This is a genomic window from Microcystis flos-aquae FACHB-1344 (genome assembly GCF_014698375.1).
GTDB lineage: Bacteria > Cyanobacteriota > Cyanobacteriia > Cyanobacteriales > Microcystaceae > Microcystis > Microcystis aeruginosa.
On record NZ_JACJSW010000124.1, the window covers coordinates 1 to 22,142 of the forward strand.

18 protein-coding genes and 3 pseudogenes are annotated in these 22,142 nt (G+C 44.8%); 13 read left to right on the forward strand and 8 right to left on the reverse strand.

The genetic code is table 11. From position 1 onward, the window contains the following. Positions 1 to 511, forward strand: a pseudogene (locus tag H6G48_RS26280) (IS1 family transposase); the annotation flags it as partial. 50 nt (positions 512 to 561) lie between these two features. Here the strand turns inward: H6G48_RS26280 and sufR are convergent. Beyond that, on the reverse strand, positions 562 to 1,200 hold the full coding sequence (sufR, locus tag H6G48_RS10635) for an iron-sulfur cluster biosynthesis transcriptional regulator SufR (RefSeq protein WP_190721589.1): 639 nt from the start codon (positions 1,198 to 1,200) through the stop codon (positions 562 to 564). Positions 1,201 to 1,423: 223 nt separating this feature from the next. Between sufR and sufB the strand changes: the two genes are divergently transcribed. The 5 genes from sufB to H6G48_RS10660 all read left to right on the forward strand — a co-directional run bounded on the left by sufB (position 1,424) and on the right by H6G48_RS10660 (position 8,119). Then, a complete protein-coding gene (gene sufB, locus H6G48_RS10640; protein WP_036395285.1) occupies positions 1,424 to 2,866 on the forward strand; it encodes a Fe-S cluster assembly protein SufB in 1,443 nt (480 codons plus the stop codon). A 123-nt stretch (positions 2,867 to 2,989) separates the two neighbouring features. Further along, positions 2,990 to 3,760, forward strand: coding sequence for a Fe-S cluster assembly ATPase SufC (gene sufC, locus H6G48_RS10645; RefSeq protein ID WP_190721592.1), 771 nt, complete (start codon positions 2,990 to 2,992; stop codon positions 3,758 to 3,760). A 175-nt stretch (positions 3,761 to 3,935) separates the two neighbouring features. After that, positions 3,936 to 5,261, forward strand: a complete 1,326-nt coding sequence (sufD, locus tag H6G48_RS10650; RefSeq protein WP_190721594.1) for a Fe-S cluster assembly protein SufD — start codon at positions 3,936 to 3,938, stop codon at positions 5,259 to 5,261. Between the two features lie 55 nt (positions 5,262 to 5,316). After that, positions 5,317 to 6,579: a SufS family cysteine desulfurase gene (locus tag H6G48_RS10655; protein WP_190721596.1), complete on the forward strand. Its 1,263-nt coding sequence runs from the start codon at positions 5,317 to 5,319 to the stop codon at positions 6,577 to 6,579. Between the two features lie 34 nt (positions 6,580 to 6,613). After that, the gene (locus H6G48_RS10660; protein ID WP_190721598.1) at positions 6,614 to 8,119 is read left to right on the forward strand and encodes an RluA family pseudouridine synthase; all 1,506 of its coding nucleotides are present in this window, start codon (positions 6,614 to 6,616) and stop codon (positions 8,117 to 8,119) included. A gap of 67 nt (positions 8,120 to 8,186) precedes the next feature. On the opposite strand, the gene H6G48_RS10665 is transcribed toward H6G48_RS10660, so the two are convergent. Beyond that, on the reverse strand, positions 8,187 to 8,372 hold the full coding sequence (locus tag H6G48_RS10665; RefSeq protein WP_242034615.1) for a hypothetical protein: 186 nt from the start codon (positions 8,370 to 8,372) through the stop codon (positions 8,187 to 8,189). Here H6G48_RS10665 and H6G48_RS10670 point away from each other — a divergent pair. Further along, positions 8,319 to 8,453: pseudogene (locus H6G48_RS10670) on the forward strand (IS630 family transposase); the annotation flags it as partial. The gene H6G48_RS10665 and the pseudogene H6G48_RS10670 overlap by 54 nt on opposite strands. Before the next feature lie 157 nt (positions 8,454 to 8,610). Here H6G48_RS10670 and H6G48_RS10675 read toward each other — a convergent pair. Beyond that, positions 8,611 to 9,483, reverse strand: coding sequence for an FkbM family methyltransferase (locus H6G48_RS10675; RefSeq protein WP_190721603.1), 873 nt, complete (start codon positions 9,481 to 9,483; stop codon positions 8,611 to 8,613). Positions 9,484 to 9,871: 388 nt separating this feature from the next. Here H6G48_RS10675 and H6G48_RS10680 point away from each other — a divergent pair, with 388 nt between their 5' ends. After that, positions 9,872 to 10,297 carry a DUF29 domain-containing protein gene (locus H6G48_RS10680; protein ID WP_190721605.1) on the forward strand — a complete coding sequence of 142 codons (426 nt, stop codon included), beginning with the start codon at positions 9,872 to 9,874 and terminating at the stop codon, positions 10,295 to 10,297. A gap of 149 nt (positions 10,298 to 10,446) precedes the next feature. Here the strand turns inward: H6G48_RS10680 and H6G48_RS10685 are convergent, their stop codons facing one another. Further along, the gene (locus H6G48_RS10685) at positions 10,447 to 11,547 is read right to left on the reverse strand and encodes a calcium-binding protein (RefSeq protein WP_190721607.1); all 1,101 of its coding nucleotides are present in this window, start codon (positions 11,545 to 11,547) and stop codon (positions 10,447 to 10,449) included. A gap of 202 nt (positions 11,548 to 11,749) precedes the next feature. Between H6G48_RS10685 and H6G48_RS10690 the strand changes: the two genes are divergently transcribed. Further along, positions 11,750 to 13,549 carry an acyl-CoA dehydrogenase family protein gene (locus H6G48_RS10690; protein ID WP_190721609.1) on the forward strand — a complete coding sequence of 600 codons (1,800 nt, stop codon included), beginning with the start codon at positions 11,750 to 11,752 and terminating at the stop codon, positions 13,547 to 13,549. Further along, the gene (locus tag H6G48_RS10695) at positions 13,527 to 13,889 is read left to right on the forward strand and encodes an acyl carrier protein (RefSeq protein WP_190721611.1); all 363 of its coding nucleotides are present in this window, start codon (positions 13,527 to 13,529) and stop codon (positions 13,887 to 13,889) included. Before H6G48_RS10690 ends, H6G48_RS10695 begins: the two co-directional genes overlap by 23 nt. Positions 13,890 to 14,210: 321 nt before the next feature. Here the strand turns inward: H6G48_RS10695 and H6G48_RS10700 are convergent, their stop codons facing one another. The 3 genes from H6G48_RS10700 to H6G48_RS10710 all read right to left on the reverse strand — a co-directional run bounded on the left by H6G48_RS10700 (position 14,211) and on the right by H6G48_RS10710 (position 17,685). After that, on the reverse strand, positions 14,211 to 14,834 hold the full coding sequence (locus tag H6G48_RS10700) for a cytochrome c oxidase subunit 3 (RefSeq protein ID WP_002796799.1): 624 nt from the start codon (positions 14,832 to 14,834) through the stop codon (positions 14,211 to 14,213). Positions 14,835 to 15,013: 179 nt separating this feature from the next. Beyond that, positions 15,014 to 16,690 carry a cytochrome c oxidase subunit I gene (ctaD, locus tag H6G48_RS10705; protein WP_061432191.1) on the reverse strand — a complete coding sequence of 559 codons (1,677 nt, stop codon included), beginning with the start codon at positions 16,688 to 16,690 and terminating at the stop codon, positions 15,014 to 15,016. A gap of 29 nt (positions 16,691 to 16,719) precedes the next feature. Then, complete coding sequence (locus H6G48_RS10710) at positions 16,720 to 17,685, reverse strand: cytochrome c oxidase subunit II (RefSeq protein WP_190721613.1); 966 nt, start codon at positions 17,683 to 17,685, stop codon at positions 16,720 to 16,722. Positions 17,686 to 17,999: 314 nt separating this feature from the next. On the opposite strand from H6G48_RS10710, the gene H6G48_RS10715 reads away from it, so the two are divergent. Together H6G48_RS10715 and H6G48_RS10720 are read left to right on the forward strand one after the other, a co-directional pair. Further along, positions 18,000 to 18,920 (forward strand): COX15/CtaA family protein, encoded by a 921-nt coding sequence (locus H6G48_RS10715; RefSeq protein WP_190721615.1) that lies wholly within the window; start codon positions 18,000 to 18,002, stop codon positions 18,918 to 18,920. 13 nt (positions 18,921 to 18,933) lie between these two features. Further along, positions 18,934 to 19,884 (forward strand): heme o synthase, encoded by a 951-nt coding sequence (locus tag H6G48_RS10720; RefSeq protein ID WP_190721617.1) that lies wholly within the window; start codon positions 18,934 to 18,936, stop codon positions 19,882 to 19,884. A gap of 187 nt (positions 19,885 to 20,071) precedes the next feature. Here H6G48_RS10720 and dnaA read toward each other — a convergent pair whose 3' ends face one another. Beyond that, the gene (gene dnaA, locus H6G48_RS10725; RefSeq protein ID WP_190721619.1) at positions 20,072 to 21,406 is read right to left on the reverse strand and encodes a chromosomal replication initiator protein DnaA; all 1,335 of its coding nucleotides are present in this window, start codon (positions 21,404 to 21,406) and stop codon (positions 20,072 to 20,074) included. 170 nt (positions 21,407 to 21,576) lie between these two features. On the opposite strand from dnaA, the pseudogene H6G48_RS10730 reads away from it, so the two are divergent. Further along, positions 21,577 to 22,032, forward strand: a pseudogene (locus tag H6G48_RS10730) (peptide deformylase); the annotation flags it as partial. Positions 22,033 to 22,142 lie beyond the last annotated feature (110 nt).

Here is a 22,142-nt window from a genome sequence, read left to right on the forward strand (position 1 = left end):
GTAAGTTGGTCATGGTTACAAAACTATGTCAACAATAAACTGGCGGCTGTCCCCCGTCAAATAAAGGTTTCGGACAAACCAAAAGGTAAATTGGTTAGAGAATGTGATGAGATATGGTCTTTGGTTTTTTCTAAGACGATAAAGGTTTATATTTGGCGGTTAATTGATAGAAAGACAAGGGAAATTATTGGTTGCTATGCGCGGAGATAGGAGTCGTCAATCAGCCAAAAAACTTTGGGGCCAGTTTACCCGGCGTTTACCGACAATGTGCGGTTGTTTACACAGACTTTTGGGAGTCATATAAGACAGTAATTCCCAGTAAACGTCATCGACCAGTCGGAAAAGAAACTGGTCAAACTAATCCTATTGAAAGATTAAATAATACCTTGCGACAAAGGATTTCTCGGCTGGTGAGAGAGAGTCTATCTTTCTCTAAAAAAATGGAGAATCACGTTGGGGAGCCCTTTGGTATTTTATCCATGACTACAATGCACACCTGGCAAAGGATTAAGCCGCCATCACTACTACCGAATCACCACCGAGATAACTAATCTTTCTCTGTCATCCCTTGCACTTAATTAGATAACCACATCGTTGCTCACCTTGATTGATCCAGTGAGTCCGTTCGATCGTACAATCGGGAAGCAGCATCGCAAACATTTCTAATTCATGGCCACAGATACTGGGATAAGAACCAGCCACCTCAGCAATAGCGCAATGATGCTCGGCCAGGACATAACTATTTTCTGCTTCCAGTGCCACTAATTCTGCCATATAACCCTCCTCTTGGCGAATTTCCAGCAATTTTCTCATTCTTTCCCCTAAAGACCCCTTCCCGAGGCGCAATTGATATTCTGCCGCTTTGCGTTGCCACTGTTTTTTGAGAATTTCCCCCACCTGTTGCTCTCCCACCGTCTCCACGAGAGTATTGAGGAAAGAAACGGCGAAATTATCGTAATTATGGGGAAAACGGCCACGACCTTGACGACTGAGACGATAAATGTGCTGGGGCCGTCCTATCTTATTTTGTACGGCAAAATATTCTATCAGTCCTTCCCCCTCCAAATCCTTAAGATGGCGGCGCGTCGCTTGCGGACTAATACTTAACTCCTCAGCCAAGTCTTGGGCTGTAGATTGACCGTTTTTGAGCAAATATTGCAGAATATCGTCTTTCGTCGAGGCGGGTTGAGTCGTGGTCATGATACCAAAAACAGAGGCTTTAGCGTACAATTGCTGAGGGTCAAGGAGCGGCCAATTACCCCTACAGAGTAACCTGAATAACAGAGGTTTACCAGCATCCTCTGAAATTTTCCGTGACTTTGACAACAGCTTTGTTGTTAATCTATTATATAATCAATTTAAACAACTTTATTGTTGTTTAACTGCCTCCCCTGCCTACCGCGTAGAGAGAACACTAACCCCCATGAGTGCAACCACCGTTAAAAATCTCGTTAACCAACCCTACAAGTACGGTTTCATCACCGATATTGAATCGGAAACCATCCCCCGCGGTTTAAATGAGGAGATTATTCGCCTAATTTCAGCGAAAAAGAAGGAACCGGAATTCATGCTCGATTTTCGTCTCCGGGCCTACCATCAATGGCAAAAGATGACCGAACCCAGTTGGCCGCACGTTTCCTATCCTGCCATTGATTATCAAAATATTATCTACTACTCTGCACCCAAACAGAAAAAAGAAAAACTCAACAGTCTTGAAGAAGTTGACCCCACTTTAATCGAAACCTTTGAAAAATTAGGCATTCCCCTTTCGGAACAAAAACGCCTTTCTAACGTGGCCGTGGATGCTATCTTTGATAGCGTTTCTATCGCCACAACTTTTAAAGAAAAACTAGCAGAACAGGGGGTTATTTTCTGTTCTATTTCGGAAGCTTTACAGGAACATCCCGACTTGGTGCAGAAATATCTCGGTACTGTGGTTCCCGTGGGTGATAATTATTTTGCCGCTCTTAATTCTGCCGTTTTTAGCGATGGTTCCTTTGTTTTTATACCCAAAGGTGTCGTCTGTCCTATGGAATTGTCCACCTATTTTCGGATTAATAACGGTGAGACGGGACAATTTGAAAGAACTTTAATTGTCGCTGAAGAAGGGGCATCGGTAAGTTATTTAGAAGGTTGCACCGCTCCGATGTACGATAGTAATCAACTTCATGCCGCCGTCGTGGAATTAGTCGCCCTCGATAATGCGGATATTAAATATTCGACGGTACAAAATTGGTACGCTGGCGATGCCAATGGTAAGGGAGGTATTTACAATTTCGTCACTAAACGGGGTCTGTGTAAAGGAGTTAATTCTAAGATTTCTTGGACGCAGGTGGAAACTGGTTCGGCAATTACTTGGAAGTATCCCAGTTGTGTCTTAGTCGGCGATAATTCCGTCGGGGAATTCTACTCAATTGCCCTAACTAATAACAAACAACAGGCCGATACAGGTACGAAAATGATTCACATTGGACGCAACACCAAGAGTACCATTATTTCTAAGGGAATTTCGGCGGGTAACTCCCAAAATAGTTATCGCGGGTTAGTGAAAATGGGACCGAAAGCCAAAGGAGCAAGAAATTACTCCCAGTGTGATTCTATGCTGATTGGAGATAATGCCGAAGCTAACACTTTTCCCTATATTCAGGTGGATAACAACAGTGCTAAAGTAGAACACGAAGCTTCCACTTCTAAAATCGGTGAAGACCAATTATTCTACTTCGCACAACGGGGTATTTCCGAAGAAGATGCTGTCTCTATGTTAGTCAGTGGTTTCTGTAAGGATGTCCTCAGTAAATTACCGATGGAATTCGCCGCCGAAGCCGATAAACTCCTAAGTCTCAAGCTAGAAGGAACCGTCGGATAATCAGTAAAGTAGGGTGGGTTAGGCGATAGCCGTAACCCACCAAAAGCTAAGACAATTTATCCATCAATTGATGATTCGCCGTCAACCACCAAAACTAATATTTTTGTTCTAGAAAAACATCTCATGAGTGAAGTAATTTTATCGGTAAAAAATCTGACCGCTAGTATTGATGGAAACCAGATTCTTAAAGGAGTTAACCTCGAAATTAAAGCAGGTGAAACCCACGCAATTATGGGGCGCAATGGCTCAGGAAAAAGCACCTTTTCAAAAGTAATCGCTGGACATCCCGATTATGAAGTAACTGGGGGAGAAATAATTTATAAAGGCGAAAACCTTTTGGACAAAGAACCCGATGAACGAGCGCTTATGGGTATCTTTCTCGCATTCCAATATCCCCTAGAAATCCCCGGCGTTAGTAACCTCGATTTTCTTCGCGTTGCCTACAATGCCCGACAAAAATATCTAGGCTCGGAAGAATTAGATAGTTTTGACTTTGAGGAATTAGTCGAGAAAAAACTAGAAGTTGTCCAGATGAATCCTAGCTTTCTTAGCAGAAGTTTAAACGAAGGTTTCTCCGGTGGTGAGAAAAAACGTAATGAAATCCTACAAATGGCCTTATTAGAACCTACTTTAGGAATTCTCGATGAAATTGACTCCGGTTTAGACATCGATGCTTTGCGAATTGTTGCCCAGGGAGTCAATCAATTAGCTACTCCCGATAACGCTTTTTTACTTATCACTCACTATCAGCGTCTGCTCAACTACATTGAACCCGATGTTATTCATGTTATGTACGATGGGCGCATTGTCACCAGTGGCGGTAAAGAATTAGCCCTCGAATTAGAAAGAACTGGCTACGATTTCCTCGACGAACAATTATTAGCCGTTAAGTAATCTAGCTATCAGTTATCAGGAGTCTGGGGAGGCAGGAGTCAGTAGCCGGTCGTCAGGAGGCAGGAGATGGCTTTTATTTATTCTCCCCTCTCCCCACACCCTACACCCCACACCCTACACCCCACACCCTACACCCCACTACCCCAACCCTCAACCCTCCAACCCCCTCCTACCAATGACAGCCATAATCACGAAACCTGAACAATCAGGAGAATTATTGTTAAAATTGTTGCGAGAAACGGTTCCCACTATCGATAACGGTAAAATTCTCGAATTAAGAGAATCGGGAGCCAGTAAAGCTCAAGAATTAGCCATCCCTGGCAGAAAAGACGAAGAATGGCAATTCACCGATTTAAGTCAACTATGGGCGATCGATTTTCGCGTCCCCCAACCCGTTACAATCGATAAAAATGCCCTAGCTGTTTTTTTACTGCCCGAAGCCAAAAACAGCCACCTAGTCTTCGTTAACGGCATTTATCAGCCCGAATTGTCCGATATCTCCGCTTTACCCGCCGGTGTCAGCGTCGGGCATCTCGCCAATGCACAAAAAGATGTTCTTGTCAACTATCTAGGCAAAGAAAAAACACCCGAATTTTTTACCGCACTCAACCAAGCTGGTTTAAGCGATGGGGCAGTAATTCACGTCACCGCTAACACCGTCGTCACAACCCCGATACATCTCTTATTTATCACCGTTGTGGAGGAAATTCCCCGCTTTTATCAGCCCCATAGCCTAATCGTGGCGGAAACGGGAGCCAGTGTCAATATTATTGAGAACTACGGGGCTTTAGCCGAATATTGCTCCGATTTACCTGTAAATTACTCTTATTTCACCAACGCTGTCACGGAAATTTACCTCGAAGCCAACGCCGAGGTCATCCATACCAGAGTACAACGGGAATCGGGAGATGGTTTTCACATCGGACGCACGATAATTGAACAAGGGCGCGATAGCCGTTACACTCTCAACGAGATAAATCTAGGAGCTAAACTCTGCCGTCATAACCTCGATATCCTGCAAAAAGGAGCACAAACCGAGACAAATCTGCACGGATTAGCCATGATTACTGGACAACAAACCACCGATACCCACAGCGCCATCTATCTCAACCATCCCCACGGCATCACCAAGCAACTGCATAAATGTATCGTTGATGGTAGCGCTCACGCTATCTTTAATGGTAAAGTGTTTGTTCCCAAGCCCGCCCAATTAACCAACGCCTCCCAGTTAAATCGGAATTTGTTAATTTCTAACAAGGCACGAGTCAACACCAAACCCGAATTACAAATTACCGCCGATAACGTCAAATGTTCCCACGGGGCAACCGTTAGCCAACTGGAAGCCGATGATTTATTCTATCTGCAAAGCCGAGGCTTAAGCGCCGACACCGCCCGCAGTTTGTTAATTGATGCTTTCTCGGCCGAGATTTTAGCTAAAATTCCTCTAGAATCCCTCCGCCAAAGATTGGGGCAATGCGTCGCCTGTCGCAGTGTGGAATAACTCTACCGGGGTGGGTGTCAACCTGCCCAAAGTACCCCTCTGACTCCTGACTAAAATGACAATTATCCAAGAAAAAACCCTCGCCCAAAAAGTCCGCGCCGATTTCCCTATCCTCCATCAAACCGTATACGATAAACCCCTTATCTATCTCGATAGTGCCGCCACTTCCCAAAAACCCATTCAAGTATTAGAAACCCTGCGAAACTATTACGAAAAAGATAACGCCAATGTGCATCGGGGGGCGCATACTTTAAGTGTCCGGGCAACGGAAGCCTACGAAGGAGCCAGAGATAAGGTGGCTAGGTTTATTAATGCCGCTTCTCGTCAGGAAATTGTCTATACTCGCAACGCCACGGAAGCGATTAATTTAGTCGCCTACAGTTGGGCATTAAATACCCTGAAAGCAGGGGATGAAATTATTCTCTCGGTTATGGAACACCACAGTAATTTAATCCCCTGGCAAATTGTCTGCCAAAAGACGGGGGCGGTGATTAAATATGTGCCATTAACCAGCGAAGAAAGCTTTGATTTAGAACAATATAAATCTTTGTTATCTGACAAAACTAAATTAGTTGCTGTCCTTCATGTTTCTAATACATTAGGCTGTATTAATCCCGTTGCCGAAATAGTCAGCCTTGCCCATCAAGTCGGGGCGAAAGTATTAATTGATGCCTGTCAAAGTGTCCCCCATTTAGCCATTGATGTGCAGTCCATAGATTGTGATTGGTTGGTGGCTAGTGGTCATAAAATGTGCGCCCCCACCGGTATTGGATTTTTGTACGGCAAAGAGGCCATTTTAGAGGCAATGCCGCCCTTTTTTGGTGGTGGCGAAATGATTGCAGAAGTCTATTTAGACCATTTTACCTGTGCCGAACTGCCCCACAAATTTGAAGCGGGAACCCCCGCTATCGGCGAAGCGATTGCTCTCGGTGCTGCGGTAGAATATTTAATGGGTTTAGGTATGGATAATATTCATGCCTACGAAGAAGAATTAACCGCCCATTTGTTCAAAAAACTAGGAGAAATTGAGGGTTTAAGAATTTACGGGCCATCACCTAGTTTAACGGGCCAGGGTCGGGCTAGTTTAGCCGCCTTTAATGTGGAAGGGATTCATGCTAGTGATTTAGCCACTTTATTAGACCACGAAGGAATCGCTATTCGCTCCGGTCATCACTGTACCCAACCTCTACACCGCTTTTTTGATGCTTCCGGCAGCGCGCGGGCAAGTCTATATTTTTATAATACCCGAGAAGAAATCGATCGCTTTATTGTCGCTTTACAGGAAACTATCGATTTCTTTGCCAATTGTTTTTCTTAGGGGTATCTCTGGCCCCTTTTCCTGTTCTTAAATAGTGAAGGAAGTTACTTATTATTATCAAGGAATTTGTCCCGAAACGGGCGAGTTATTGCGCTTGCCCCGCACTCTTTTGGCTGAAAAAATTGCCCAAGATTTGATGACAACTATCACCAATCCTCAAGGTAAAATGTATGGAATTTTATTAGGAGAAAATGCCGATGGCGAAATAGAAATTTTAAAAGCTTTTTCTGGACAGGGAGAAGCTGCTGGCTGGGTTCCGTCCCTAGTGGGGAGAGAAAAAATTATTCGGGAAGAAAAGCGAGTTTTGCAACTTTTAGAAACAATTAAACAGGAAATTATTACCCTACAATCAATTCCCGAACATAATTTATATCGACTCAATCAAGCAGATTTTGAGCGTAAAATACAAGCTTTACAGCAACAACATCAAAACCATAAACAGGAACGAGATAGGTTAAGAAATTTAGGAGATTTAAACCCAGAAGAATTAGAAAAATTAAATAATATCAGTCGTCAGGAAAAAAGAGAAAGAAAGCAATTAAAACAGGAACAAAAACAAGTTTTAAAACCCTTAATTGATAAAATAAACGTAGCCAATCAGAGAATTATTGAACTTAAGCAACAGCGTAGGAACCTCTCCAAACAGTTACAGGAATTGCTGTATCAATCCTACTGTTTAAACAACTTTTCTGGACAATCTCTCTCCTTAGCTAAATTGATGGGCAGTAATTTGTTACCGACGGGAACAGGGGAATGTTGCGCCCCGAAATTATTAAATTATGCCGCCATGAAAGGATTAAAACCTGTCGCCATGGCCGAATTTTGGTGGGGAGAATCGAATCGAGATAGAAAACAGGGAGAATTTTATGGTGCTTGTCAAGAAAGATGTCAACCTCTCATGGGTTTTTTACTCTCTGGTTTACGTTTATCTCTAGAAATTATCTACGAAGACGAGGGAATAATTGTTATTAATAAACCTGCGGGATTATTATCGGTAGCAGGACGTTATCAAGATAGTCAAGATGCTGTGGTCAATCGTTTTCGTCGTCAGGGAAAAAATGTCATTCCCGTTCATCGTTTAGACCGAGAAACTTCGGGATTATTATTACTAGCTAAAAGTTTAGATATTTATCGTTGTTTATCCCAACAATTTCAACGGCGAGAAGTGGAGAAAATCTACGAAGCTATATTATCAGAAATTATTGAGAGAGAATCAGGCATAATTGACCTACCTCTCTGGGGAAATCCGCAAAATCGACCCTATCAAACTGTGGACTGGCAAAGGGGGAAAGCTAGTCAAACCTATTTTAAAGTTGTCGGCAAAGAAGGCAATTATTCTCGGCTAGAATTTATTCCCTACACGGGAAGAACTCATCAAATTCGTGTTCATAGTCAAGCGGGATTAGGGATAGGAATTTTAGGCGATCGCTTGTACAATGGTAAGCAGTCCGACCGTTTACACCTACACGCTAAACAATTATCTTTTCGTCATCCTCAGACCGAAAATAAACTTGATCTCATCATTCCCACCCCCTTTTGAGAGCTATAATTGCTAACAGCCAAAAATTAGCTATAGTAACCCGAACTGGGGTTAAATAGGGACAGAATCAGGGTTCCCGAGGATACTTTATCTCGGCTGATTTCTGAGAGCCTTGTAAATCAAGACTAAAGATATAGTTGCACAGGGGTAACGTCGCTTTACCGTAAACTTTTTCAGCTTGTCCGAGCGGGATTCCTGGTTCGATATCTTCAACAGTGCCATCGTTGGGATTCTCTGTCTGAATGATTCCCATCGGAAACATAAAAAAGAACTTGATTCCTTGCTCACTCTACCATTTCAGAAGTTTAATAAATCTCAGATTATGACCTTCTAAAGTATAGCTTGTAATCACTTGCTCGAATGAATGAGCATGGTGCGTTCCCAAAAATCTATCGGTGTGGCAGTAGGAGCCACATCAGGGAACGCACCCTACAGCGATGGCGTACTGCTACGCAGTGCCTTCGGCATCGCACTCCTAGGAATAAGCAGTGTTAGACATCTTTTAGCTCTTCAAACCTTGACAAGAGCCGATTAGGAACTAAGAAAATCATTTTAATATGAGAGTTGGTCGGTTTTGTTTCAATCTTGATGAATTTTGGTTGTAAATTAGCTCCATCCTCATCCTTAGGTTTGACGAAAGCAAAACAGGTAAATTCAATAGATTTAATAAATTCAAGGAGCTTCTTTGTTGGATAAATTTCCGACAAGACCAAAGGTTGATCTCGAATTAGAAGATTTTTGCCACCCATTAGTATATCGAAGTCTGCCCCTTCAGCATCTGTTTTGATACAGGAAACACTCAGTGACGGATAATCAGACATCAATTTGTCTAAAGTATTTACCTTGACTGTCACCTTGTTCTCTTGGGGACTATGCCTAACCAGCGAATTTAGTTCAGGCATTGAGTTCAAATTAAGATCCATAGTGCCAGGCTCGGAAAAAAGTGCTTCTTCTAGAACATGACAGTTTTGAAACTGGGAAAGATTTCTCTTTAAGTGTTCAACCATTCTCGGATCGGGTTCAAAGGCATAAACCTGATTGGATAAAGGAGCAGCCAGTAAACTGTAATAACCAATATTAGCTCCAACATCAATAAAGTCTTTATTAATATCTAAGAATCGATGAAGGATAATTTCAGATCCCCAATCCAAATTGCTTCCCTTGAGGAAAATTTCCGTTCCGAATCGACTATCGTACGGCAGAGTCATTTCTACATTATTAAATAGAACCATTTTCTGGTTGAGCTTGGTTATTTTATAAAATGATCGTACTACATAGCGGTATAGGAAATCCCAGCCACCAATCTCTCGAACCAATCGAAGAAAATAACTGAACTTATGCAAATAAATAGTCCCTTTCAACATATACTCTCACTTCAAGTTAGCCATGGCGGCATTTAAATATTAATTATACCGCTCTCGGCGGTCGAGCCACCTCCTCTGTCCTACTATCCCACCCCATCGGTCTCACACCCCCTCAATAAAACCCAATACCCCACTGTGCGGTCTAATCACTATCGGTGCAGCGGTAGGAGCCACATCAGGGAACGCACCCTACAGCGATGGCGTACTGCTACGCAGTGCCTTCGGCATCGCACTAACCCTAACAACAATTTTTGATTTTTACCAGAGGTCTATTGACTGAATGATGGGATGTAATATTTCAATAACCAGCATTTTCTTGGTGCTTGAGCTATACAATTAGATCTATATTTTGATAGGATAAAAAAAGATTAGTATAGAGGTAAAATTAATGGCTAAAACCCTATATGAGAAAGACTATGTAGCTTGGCTGCAAGACCAGATAGAAAAACTGCGATCGCCTGATCGCAATACTTTAGATTGGCAAACTTTAGCCGAGGAATTAGAGGAAATGGTTGATGAACGCAAATACAAAGCAGAAAGCTTTCTTATTCAACTCCTCAGTCACCTGCTACTTTACGCCTACTGGAAGCATCCTTACTACCTACCCCACTGGACAGACGAGATAGATAATTTCAGATTGGAATTTAGCTTGCTGTTTCGCTCTAAGGTAATCTACAATCATGCCTTAGAACGGTTTGGTTATTGTTATCAAAAAGCTCTGGGAAAAGCGAGCCGCAAAAGTGGATTAACTTTACCAGTTGACTGTCCTTGGACAATTGAGAAAATTCTTGATGAAGATTGGTTCCCTGGTTAATACACACTCAAAAATAATGCTGTTTTTGAAAGGATTAATATCGCTGTTAAAGTTGGGATTTTTAGTGACTGAATGATGGGGGGCCGACAAAAAACCCCCGCCGTTAGCGGGGGACATGGCATAGTTTTCCTGTGATGCCTAGCTAAGACTTACACCCCGTAAACGAAGTCAGCATTAGTCATGCCAAATGCGGCACCAGCGCCAACATTGGCAATTAGGTAACTACCGACGAGGTTGGAATCGTTATACCAGATGTCGCCGTTGATGGTATTGACGTAGATGCCGGAGAGGTTTCCCGATGCTCCCCCGGTAGACCCCGCTCCCTTGAAGAACCAGGCAGAGTTAAGGACACTTCCGTTCACGTTACCACTAATAAAGCTCAGACCCTTGAGCCCCGGATTAAAGGAGCCGGCTAAAGTGCTGTCAAGACTGTTCGCCAGAATGATCGTGTCAGCGGGTACAGAGAAGTCGGTGATCAGATCACGGTTCGCTACGTTGCCGAGCCTGAAGAAATCGTTTCCAGCACCACCAGTGAGAGTATCCAGACCCAGGCCGCCATCGAGGGTGTCGTTGCCACCACCGCCATCGAGGACATTGTTGCCGCTGTTGCCCGTGAGGATGTTGTTTTTGCTATCGCCAGTAGCGTTGATATTGCCAAACCCCTTCAGGGTCAAGTTCTCAATCCCATATCCTTGGTTCCCAGGTGTCCCCGGTGCTAGAGAATAAGTGACTGAGGCCAATACCGTATCAGCCGTCCCACCCAGGGAATCATCGTAGATTTCTTTCACGATGTCGCCCACATTGTCCACGTGGTAGGTGTCGTTGCCATCACCACCATCCATCGTGTCGGCACCCAGGCCACCATCGAGGACATTGTTGCCGCTGTTGCCCGTGAGGATGTTGTTTTTACCATTGCCAGTAGCGTTGATATTGCCAAACCCCGTCAGGGTGAGGTTCTCAATCCCATATCCTTGGTTCCCAGGTGTCCCCGGTGCTAGAGAATAAGTGACTGAGGCCAATACCGTATCAGCCGTCCCACCCAGGGAATCATCGTAGATTTCTTTCACGATGTCGCCCACATTGTCCACGTAGTAGGTGTCGTTGCCATCACCACCATCCATATTGTCGGCACCCAGGCCACCATCGAGGGTATCATTCAACCCGAGTCCCGAATACCATCCAGTGACTCCGGCTGATGCCGAAGATGGAGTAATGGTGTTATTCAAACCATCTCCTGTAACTAGGGGCATAAATTTAATCCTCCTTAACAATTACATAATTTACACCCTGTGCAACTGTATCTGTTTGATTCTGTCGTTTTTAGTTGCACATTGCGTAACTGTTGCCATTGTACGGCCAAAAGTCTAGAATGGTCATTAATTTTTGTGAATGGTCGGGTCTTCTAACCGAAGGCATTGACGAAAAACACATTGTATCTGTCCTAGAGGCACTATGAAAAAGCTTAAGCAATACTGGACTGCTGAAGCACTGGAAAAAGACTTAGGCGATCCTCTCAATCCCGATAACCCTCTATCCTACAAGCGGGTGATCGAAATTGACGAGAGCGAAGAATTTCCCCACGAGGAAATTCGCTGGTTATACGACTGGAAACTCCAACACTACTACATTCCCACCGATTGCGGCGGTGAGTTCACCTCTTTTGAGGAATTTGTCGCTTTTGTGCGCGTACTTTCCCGACGGGATCAAACTATCGGCATCGCTTTTACTACCCTATTCTGGTCGTTTTTAAACTGGATGGCGGGAACCCCAGAACAGAAACAGAAGCTCGCCCGTTTTATCATGGATGACTATGGGGCGATGTGTCTGGGTTACTCGGAAAAGGAACACGGCAGCGATCTGATCAATGGTGATCTGACCGCGACGAAGGTGGAAGGAGGTTATATTCTCAATGGTGAGAAATGGCCGATTAACCGGGCGACTATCTCTGGAGTTTCCTTTATTTTGGCGAAAACCGATGCTAACGGCGGGCCAAAGTGTTTAACCCTATTTATGGTCGATAAACGGCAATTAGACCCCGAAAAATACTATAATTTGCCGAAAATATACACCCATGGCGTGCGCGCCTCGGATATGAGTGGCATTGGTTTTAAAGATTGTTTCGTCCCCGATTCCATGCGTTTACGGGAGGAGGGAGACGGTTTAGAATTAGCCCTGAAAGGTTTCCAGATTACCCGAATGTTGTGCGCGGCTTTTTCCCACGGGGCAGCCGATACCGCTTTGAGAACTACCCTCAGTTTTGCCGTTAATCGGGTAATCTATAACAAAACTGTGATGGATTTGCCCCAACCCCGGCGCACTCTCGTGGATGCTTTCCTTGACATCCTCATTTGTGATTGCGAGACGATTCCGGCCGCGAGAGGTTTTCATATTATCCCCGAACAGTTTAGCGTCTGGGCTTCGGTGGTAAAATACTTTGTTACTGTCCGTCTGGAGGAGATGGTTAATAGTGTTTATGTGGTCTTGGGATCGCGTTTTTATATGCGAGAAGAACACGAATTCGGCATCTTCCAGAAGCTACTGCGGGATAATTCGATTATCAGTATGTTTGACGGCAGTTCGATCGTCAATCTTCATGCTTTAATCCTACAATTGCGTCCTTTAACCAAATATCGGGCTAAACGCAACTCGCGCACCATGTCGGCGTTAAAAACCCGTTTAGAGGCGATTTTTAGCCTAGAAAAGTCGGTTCCTCCCTTTGAACCCAATAATTTAGAATTATTTGGCCGGGGAATGGATGATTCCCTACAGGGTTTAGAGATTGCCCTTGATATGCTGGAGGGATTGAAAGATTCTCAGGAGGTGGACCGGGAAGTATTAGAAAATCTGTTGATGTTGGGTAATTTAGTTTTAGAGGAACTAAATGCTCACGATGAACAGATTAGTCAATCGAAATTCGAGTATGGTCACGACCAATCACCCGAATTGTTCGAGATTGCCAAGAAATACTGTACTTTACACGCCGCTTCTGCTTGTTTACACACTTGGCTTTATAATCGTTCCATCCTGGGTGAATTTTTTGCCCGGGGGGAATGGTTGGTGTTGAGTTTACACCGATTACTGCGAACTCTGCGGCCGCTGCCTTACACTCTGTCTGAGGTGTATATAGAAAATGTTGCCCAAGAATTGCTGAAATTATATCGAGAAAATCAACATTTTTCGATCGTGCCTTTTCAATTAGCCCATTCACAAACTACCGAGGAAAAAACCCATGAACTCCAACTCCAATCTTAATAATCTCGTACAAAATTGGTTAGTTAAACAGTTAGCTGATCAGTTATCTTTGGATGCAAAAACGATTAATGTGACTGAACCTTTAACCCGTTATGGTTTAGATTCGATCGATGCGGTAACGATGGTGGGTGATCTGGAAGATTGGGTCGGTCAAGAGTTACCTTCTACCCTTTTCTGGGATTATTCTACTATTGAAAAAGCGTCTCTTTATCTAGTAGAAAACTACGATCTTTCTAATCTTTCCGGTGAGGAAACCCCCGCAGAAGTTGCTCCCGTCGCTGAAAAAGCTGAACCGGCCGTTAGTGGTGGCAAAGGTTGGAGTTTATTCGGTCGTCGTTAATTTTAGGTGTAGGGTGGGTTAGGCGAAGACAATTTATGCTAGGGAAAATTATCTAGTATTCGCCGTAACCCACCTATATTATTTATCAATTGGCTCTGTTCTCTACTCACCAGTATAGGAATTGCTAAGTACCTAAACAAAATTAATTACCCATTTCTCCGTAAAGCAACAATCGCTGTATTTCTTTTCTGTTGCCCGTTCCGCAGTTCTGGAGTTCCCTCTCACCACTAGGAAATTTATTTTGTACGACTACTTATAAATTGAAATATACAAAAAAGGGCGATCGCTTGATCGCCCTTTTCTCCTAGTAAATAACAAAAATTATCTCAAGATATACACCAGTAAAAACAGGATAATCCAGACCACATCGACGAAATGCCAGTATAATTCTGCCGCTTCCACACCAAAATGAGATTGACTAGAATAGTGGTCTTTTTGACGAGAACGCCAGAGGACAGATAGAATTAGCACTAAACCGAAGGTAACGTGGAGACCGTGGAATCCGGTTAAGGCATAAAAAGCGCTGGTGAAAACATTAGTTGTCAGACCGAATTCAGCGTGATAATATTCGTATCCTTGACCACAAAGGAAGATAATTCCCATCAGGGCAGTAATACCGAACCACAATTGTAAACCGGCATTATTGTTTTGTTTAATCGCCTTTTGTCCTATGTGCATAACAAAACTACTGGACACCAGAATAATTGTGTTAATTGTCGGTAGGGTTAACTCTAATTCTGGCGTGCCGGCGGGGGGCCAAACGGGTAACATGGTACGGTAGAACAAGAAAGCGGCAAATAAGCCTAAAAAGATGGAACTTTCCGCCACTAGAAACAAAACCACACCGAATAAGCGATGATCTGGGTGGCCATGATGCCCGTGTTCCACCGTTTCGTGATGATAATTGACAGAGAGTTGAGAATCTTCGAGCGTTGAACCTTGCATGATTGAATGTCCTTAGTTTACACGGGAGACGGGGAGTGGGGAGATGGGGGGATAGGGTGATAGGGGGATAGGGTGATAGGGAGATAGGGTGATAGGGAGATAGGGAAATTTCAGCTAAATTCCTCACTACCCCAACACCTAACACCCAACACCCAACCCCCAGGGCTAATCCCCCATAATTATTGGGATTCGGCGCCCACTTCGGCGAGGAGATCTTGTACTGATTCCGCTGCTTCTGATTCCTCCAGATCAATACCGTAATCGTAGGGGCCGGACCAAAGAATCGGCATTTCCTCGAAATTCTCGATAATTGGGGGAGAGGAGGTTTGCCATTCTAGGGTTAAAGCGCGCCAAGGATTACGGCCGGCGGGTTGACCTTTAAAGGCACTCCAGACCATATTAATAGCGAAGGGAATACTCGATATACCGAGAATATAAGCTCCTGCGGTACTAAGAACATTTAAACCCTGAAACTGCACATCATACAGGGCAATACGACGGTTCATACCCAATAATCCCAATTCGTGCATCGGCATGAAAGTTAAATTCAAACCGATAAAAGTGAGAACAAAGTGGATACGACCGAGAGTCTCGTTATACATCCGTCCGGTCATTTTCGGGAACCAATGGTAAACGGCAGCAAACAGGGCCATTGCCGTACCACCAAATAGTACATAATGGAAGTGACCGACGACAAAATAGGTATCGTGGACGTGGATATCGAAGGGAACAGAAGCCAACATAATCCCGGTCAAACCACCGATGAGGAAGGAAGACAGGAAACCGATCCCAAATAATAAAGACGTATTGAGACTGAGTTTACCCCCCCAAAGGGTGGCACACCAACTAAAGATTTTAATGCCCGTGGGAACGGCGATTAACATAGTTGCCGCCATGAAAAACATCCGTAACCAGCCGGGGGTGCCGCTGGTGAACATATGGTGGGCCCAAACGATTAAACCCAAGAAACAGATGGTGAGACTGGAATAGGCGATCGCTCGATAACCAAAAATCGGTTTGCGGGCGTGAACTGGTAATATCTCCGATATCGTGCCGAAAAAGGGCAAGATCATGATATAAACGGCAGGATGGGAGTAAAACCAGAACATATGCTGATAAACCACCGGATCGCCGCCGCCGGCAGGGTTAAAAAAGCTCGTGCCGGCGATTAAATCAAAGGACAAGAGAACGAGAGCAGAAGCGAGAACGGGGGTGGAAAGCAGTACCAGAGTCGAGGTGGCCAGCATTGCCCAACAAAATAGCGGCATACTGTACAAATCCATCTCAGGAATCCGCATTTTCAGGATCGTGGTGATGAAATTAATCGAGCCTAAAATCGAAGAAGTCCCGATCAATAAAAGGCTCAAAATCCACAATTCTTCGCCCCATTTGCCGCTAATTAAGCTTAAAGGTGGGTAGGAAGTCCAACCGGACTGGGGTGCGCCGACAAAGAAACTGGATAATAATAGCAGCCCGCCGGGGGGATTAAGCCAGAAAGCCACAGCGTTAAGACGAGGAAAAGCCATATCTTCCGCCCCAATCATCAGGGGAATGAGATAATTGGCAAAACCCGCCCCAACCGGAACGATCCAAAGAAAGATCATGATCGTTCCGTGCATGGTCATGAATTGGTTATATAGTTCTGGGGAGACGAAATCGGGGTCGGGAGTGGCTAATTCCGTCCGCAGCACTTCCGCGAAAGCACCGCCAATAAAGAAGAAAAGAAAGGCAGTCACCAGATATTGAATACCGATGACTTTATGATCGGTGCAGAAAGTAAAGTAATCTGTCCACTTGCGGTGATGGATCACCTCGGGAACGGTTGCTGGGGTGGTTATTTCCGTTGATGCTGTCATAAGGCCAAGATTTTAGATGACAAGAAAAATTACATTTGCTGCTGATGGGCAACTTGGGCGAGGATTTCAGCGTCGATGCCCATTTCTTCGGTGTAGGGGGTCAAATATTGACTATCAGAGCGATCTTTAGCGGTCATGGCTACGGTTTGATCGCTGTCAACTTCGGCGATCGTATTATCCTGCACCCATTGGTCGTAATCCGCTGGGGAGTGAACCACAAAGCTAGATTTCATGCCACCGTGATAGGCCCCGCAAAGTTCCGCACAAATGATCGGATATTGACCAATTTGGTTGGATGTGAACGATAACACCGTTTCCTGTCCGGGGATAACGTCCTGTTTTAGACGCAATTGGGGAACCCAGAAAGCATGGATCACATCTCCCGCTTCCATATTCAGTTGCACGGGGCGATTGACGGGAGCGTGCAGTTCCCCGGAAACAATGCCAGTTTCGGGATAGGTGAAGATCCAAGCGTATTGAATGCCTTTAACATTGACCACTAGGGGGGGAACTCCTTCACCATCGTAGGAATTGCCGATACCTAGGGCTACTCTGCGATCGCCGCCCATGGCCATCATCGTGCCGTGGTGATGACCGTGGTGGGCGATTTCTCCTTTGCCACCCTTGGAAATCAAGGGATCGAGACCGCCGATATTGTTATAAATCTCGAAGCTATAGACGGCAAGGATAAAAACGATTACCGTCGGGATGGCTGTCCAGAAGATTTCTAGGGGGACATTGCCCTCCACTGCCGGTCCGTCGGTTTGATCCCCCGGTTTACGGCGAAAGCGAATCACTATATAGATAATCACGCCTTCAACTATTAAAAATAGTCCCGTGGCGATGGTCATCATCAGATTAAAGATATTATCTATCTCCTGAGCATCTTCGGAAGCGGCCACAGGCATTAAGCCATGATTTTGGCCATACCAGAGACTAATTAAGGTCAAGGCGATCCCGAGTACGAGCGTCAGGATACTGCTGGGAATTTTCACGGTCTTTTCAATATTTTCAATAGTGGCTACTTATTCAAGGCTAAAACATGATTCCCCTATAGATGGGAAATTTAACCAGCATCTTCTGAGAATTTTATCTTTTCTTTGGGATCGTTTTCAGGGAAAGTATTTTAAATAACTAATTTTTGTATCTTATTCTGAGTTTATGTAAACAAATGTAACGGAAATGGCCAGAAATCTAAAGAATATCTAAAAGCTTTTACCTGTCGTAAAAAAACTCATTCACAGTGATAACTAACTGGCAAACAAAGCCATGATCTTTGATGACAGACTCCTTGAGAACAGGCAAACCGATGACCGAATCTGTTTTTAACCCGACACCCCTAAGAGAAACCGGCCATATTCAGGTGTGGATGCGCCGCTTAGTCTGGAAAATTGCGATCGCTACTTTCGCCCTAATGGTAGTGGGTGCTGCCACCAGAGTTATGAACGCCGGTTTAGCTTGTCCCGATTGGCCGCTGTGTTACGGTCAATGGATTCCCAGTCAGCAGATGAATCTACAGGTATTTCTGGAGTGGTTTCACCGTCTCGATGCCTCTTTGATCGGGTTTAGTACGCTCGCTCTCGTCGGTCTGTCTTGGTGGTACCGTCGCCATCTTCCCCCTTGGCTGTTCCCCTCTGCGATCGCTGCCTTGGCTTTAATTCTCCTGCAAGGAGTCCTGGGAGGATTAACCGTGACCCAATTACTGCGATTTGACATCGTAACCGCCCATTTAGCCACAGCTTTGCTCTTTTTTGCCACCCTAATCGTCATTGCTATCGGTCTGACTCCCTACCGTGGCACAGGTACGGTAGGAAAACTAACCGGGATGGGAATGGTCGCCACCGGTCTAGTTTATCTGCAATGTCTCCTCGGCGGTCTCGTCGGTTCCCGTTGGGCGGCCCATCAGTGTTTAACGGTTTCCCAACTCTGCACCGTGATGAATAGCCACATTATCGGGGTTTTTCCCGCCACTATCTCGGTGTTAACCCTAGTTTTCTTCGCTTGGCGAGCTGCCGCTATCCATCCTCTCCTCAAAAAACTAGCTTTTAGCGCCGGGGGATTAGTTGCCCTACAGGTGTTTTTGGGCGTTGCCACCCTGAAACTGCATCTACAGGTGGAACCCTTAACCATTACCCACCACAGCATCGGTGCGCTATTGGTGGGAACCCTCGTCGCTTTTACCACTTTCGCCCTTCGCGATCGTTCTTTCGCTCCCATAAGCCATCTCTAAGGATTTAATCACGATGACTGGAACTCAAGCCCTTCGCCACCACGATAATTTTTTACAAGTCGCTAAAAGTTATTATCAACTCACCAAACCGCGAATTATTCCTCTACTGCTGATTACTACAGCCGCTTCCATGGAAATCGCCTCTAAAGGCCAGGTTTCCCCCCTCTTACTCTTTCTTACCCTCCTCGGTGGCACTCTCGCCGCCGCCGCCGCTCAAACTTTAAACTGCATCTATGATCGCGATATCGATCACACCATGCTTCGTACTCGCGCCCGTCCGATCCCCTCCGGTCGCGTGCAACCCCTCCACGCCCTCATTTTTGCCCTCGTTTTAGCCTCCCTTTCCCTAGCACTTTTTGTCTTTTTTGTCAATACTTTGAGCGGATTTTTAGCAATGACCGGCATCGCATTTTATATGCTGATTTATACCCATCTGCTCAAGCGTCATAGTATCCAAAATATTGTTATCGGTGGCGCGGCTGGCTCGATTCCTCCCCTCGTCGGTTGGGCGGCAGTAACGGGCGATCTCGGTTGGATTCCTTGGATTTTATTCGCCATTATTTTCCTTTGGACTCCTCCCCATTTTTGGGCTTTAGCTTTAATGATCAAGGATGATTATGCAGAAGTAGATATCCCGATGATGCCCGTAGTTAAAGGGGAAGAAGCCACTAGCGAGCAGATTTGGCTCTATACTTTAATCGTTGTTCCTTTCACTTTTCTCCTGATTTATCCCTTGGCTGCCTGTGGTGTGGTCTATGGTGTAGCGGCTTTGGTTTTAGGGTTTGTTTTCTTGAAAAAAGCTTGGCGATTAAAACAGAATCCTTTTGATCGGGACATGGCTCGATCGCTGTTTAAATATTCCATTCTTTACATGATGTTATTATGTACAGCTATGGTGATCGATAGTTTACCCATGACCTCTCATCTCATCGCTACAATTGCCAGTTTATTCCCCTGTAGTTAGGGTTTGCTGAAAAAGTTTGTTGGTGGAGTTCAGTATTCAGGAGTCAGTATTCAGGAGTCGGGAGTCGGGAGATAGGGTGGTCACTGCGTGCGCGTTGCGGGGGGTTTTGGGGTGATAGGGTGATGAGACAGCTTCGCCACTTCCCCCACCTCCCCACTTCCCCCACTCCCCACTTCCTACTTCCCGACTACTGATTGCGACTGAGGGAGTTAATTCGCTCGATTAGTTGGGCTAAGATTTCTTGTAATTGTCGATCTTGATGCTGGGAAAGGTTGATTTTATCACAGCTATAAATAACGGTGGTGTGATCTTTGCCGCCAAATTCTTCGCCAATGCGCGGTAAGCTTAAATCCGTGTGTTGACGCATCAAATACATCCCAATCTGTCGAGCAAAACTAATTTCTCGTCGGCGGGAATTTCCTTTTAGATCGGCGATCGAGAGTTGAAACTTTTCCGCTACTACCGCCATAATAATCTCAGGAGAAGTGGCAATTTTGGCCATTGGTGGATTTAAAACCGGCGCGATATTTTCTACCGTCATCGGCAATCCGGAGATAGAAATATAAGTAGTAGCCCGGATTAATGCCCCCTCTAATTCGCGAATATTAGAAGTATAATTAACGGCAATATATTCGATAACTTCTCTTGGGAGACGCAGATTTTCGTACTCGGCCTTTTTTTGTAAAATTGCCATGCGAGTTTCGATATCTGGTGCTTGGATATCGGCGACTAATCCCATAGAAAAGCGAGAAATTAAACGAGCCTGTAAACTGGGAATCTGTTTGGGGAGGCGATCGGAGGCTAAAACCACCTGTTTTCCCGCTTCGTGCAGGGTATTAAAGGTATGAAAAAATTCTTCTTGAGTGTATTCTTTTCCTTCAATAAATTGCAGATCATCCACTAATAATATGTCCGCATGGCGATAATGATTACGAAAACTTTCCATACTATCTTGACGGATAGCGGTGATTAAATCATTCGTAAATTGTTCCGTCGATACATAAAAAACCCTAGATTGAGGATATAATTCCAGACGATAATGACCGATGGCCTGCATTAAATGGGTTTTACCTAATCCCACCCCACCACAGAGAAAAAGCGGGTTAAATTCGCGTCCGGGTAATTCCGCCACCGCTAAAGCGGCCGCGTGGGCCATGCGATTAGTTGGCCCGACAACAAAACGGGAAAAATTATATTTAGGGTTAAGTTGATTACTGGGGGATAATTCTGATTCTAAGCTACTGTTAGGCTGGAAAATAGCGATCAAATCGCCCTGTTGTGCCGTTAGTTGAATCTCGACGGGATAACCGACGATATCCTGCACTACTTCGGCAATTGTTGACAGATAATTTTTCTGAAGATGGTTAAGAATAAAGGGATTGGCAGCCTGAATTACTAAGCGATCGTTTTGCCATTCTTTAACCGTCGCTGTTTGAAACCAAGTCTCGAAAGCGGGACGGGTTAATAGTAATTTTAGACGCTCTAGGAGATTATGCCAAAGTTGTTGGGCGCTGCTGTCCACGGTTAATTTTGATTAAGTGGGTGGGTGGAATTAAATATAAGATGAACGTAGGTTGGGTTGAAGCATGAAACCCAACGCCTATCCACGGTTAATTTTGATTAACAAAGTTGCTCTAGTGCTGCTGCAGGGAAGCCTTATCAGTTTAGCGAGATTTTTCCCCTCAAGATAAAATGATTTTCAGAGCGAAACAATTAATCTTTAGACAGATGACGCAAGTTTTAACAATCACCCAATTAGGAAATCCAATTCTACAGCAAAAAGCAGCAGCGATCGATAATCTTCTCGATGCTGACTGTCAAGATTTGATCGATTCCCTGATTACCACCGTGCAAGCTGCCCACGGGGTGGGAATCGCCGCGCCCCAAGTTGCTCGGTCTCTGCGTCTGTTTATCGTTGCTTCTCACCCCAATCCTCGTTATCCCGACGCTCCGATGATGCCACCCACTGCCGTGATTAATCCTCGCATTTTGCGGGTCAGCGAGGAAATGGTCAAGGGTTGGGAAGGTTGCCTCAGTGTCACCAATTTACGCGGTTTTGTCCCCCGTCATCAGTGGATCGAGGTAGCCTATTGCGATCGCAATGGTCGCGAAATCCGTCAAGTTTTCAGGTATTTTGTCGCGCGCATCACTTTACCAAATTGTCTGTCAAAAGTTGATAAAGAAGCCTAGTCTCATAAAACAGTAAGCGGCACAGTCCATCCTTACCTAGTGCCTTAAAACTGGGTAACTCTTTCTTT

Bases quoted from the DNA above. Each gene is read 5' to 3' on its own strand.
- sufR (WP_190721589.1), bottom strand. From the start codon at position 1,200: ATGACCACGACTCAACCCGCCTCGACGAAAGACGATATTCTGCAATAT.
- sufB (WP_036395285.1), top strand. From the start codon at position 1,424: ATGAGTGCAACCACCGTTAAAAATCTCGTTAACCAACCCTACAAGTAC.
- sufC (WP_190721592.1), top strand. From the start codon at position 2,990: ATGAGTGAAGTAATTTTATCGGTAAAAAATCTGACCGCTAGTATTGAT.
- sufD (WP_190721594.1), top strand. From the start codon at position 3,936: ATGACAGCCATAATCACGAAACCTGAACAATCAGGAGAATTATTGTTA.
- H6G48_RS10655 (WP_190721596.1), top strand. From the start codon at position 5,317: ATGACAATTATCCAAGAAAAAACCCTCGCCCAAAAAGTCCGCGCCGAT.
- H6G48_RS10665 (WP_242034615.1), bottom strand. From the start codon at position 8,372: ATGGGAATCATTCAGACAGAGAATCCCAACGATGGCACTGTTGAAGAT.
- H6G48_RS10675 (WP_190721603.1), bottom strand. From the start codon at position 9,483: ATGTTGAAAGGGACTATTTATTTGCATAAGTTCAGTTATTTTCTTCGA.
- H6G48_RS10680 (WP_190721605.1), top strand. From the start codon at position 9,872: ATGGCTAAAACCCTATATGAGAAAGACTATGTAGCTTGGCTGCAAGAC.
- H6G48_RS10685 (WP_190721607.1), bottom strand. From the start codon at position 11,547: ATGCCCCTAGTTACAGGAGATGGTTTGAATAACACCATTACTCCATCT.
- H6G48_RS10690 (WP_190721609.1), top strand. From the start codon at position 11,750: ATGAAAAAGCTTAAGCAATACTGGACTGCTGAAGCACTGGAAAAAGAC.
- H6G48_RS10695 (WP_190721611.1), top strand. From the start codon at position 13,527: ATGAACTCCAACTCCAATCTTAATAATCTCGTACAAAATTGGTTAGTT.
- H6G48_RS10700 (WP_002796799.1), bottom strand. From the start codon at position 14,834: ATGCAAGGTTCAACGCTCGAAGATTCTCAACTCTCTGTCAATTATCAT.
- ctaD (WP_061432191.1), bottom strand. From the start codon at position 16,690: ATGACAGCATCAACGGAAATAACCACCCCAGCAACCGTTCCCGAGGTG.
- H6G48_RS10715 (WP_190721615.1), top strand. From the start codon at position 18,000: ATGACCGAATCTGTTTTTAACCCGACACCCCTAAGAGAAACCGGCCAT.
- H6G48_RS10720 (WP_190721617.1), top strand. From the start codon at position 18,934: ATGACTGGAACTCAAGCCCTTCGCCACCACGATAATTTTTTACAAGTC.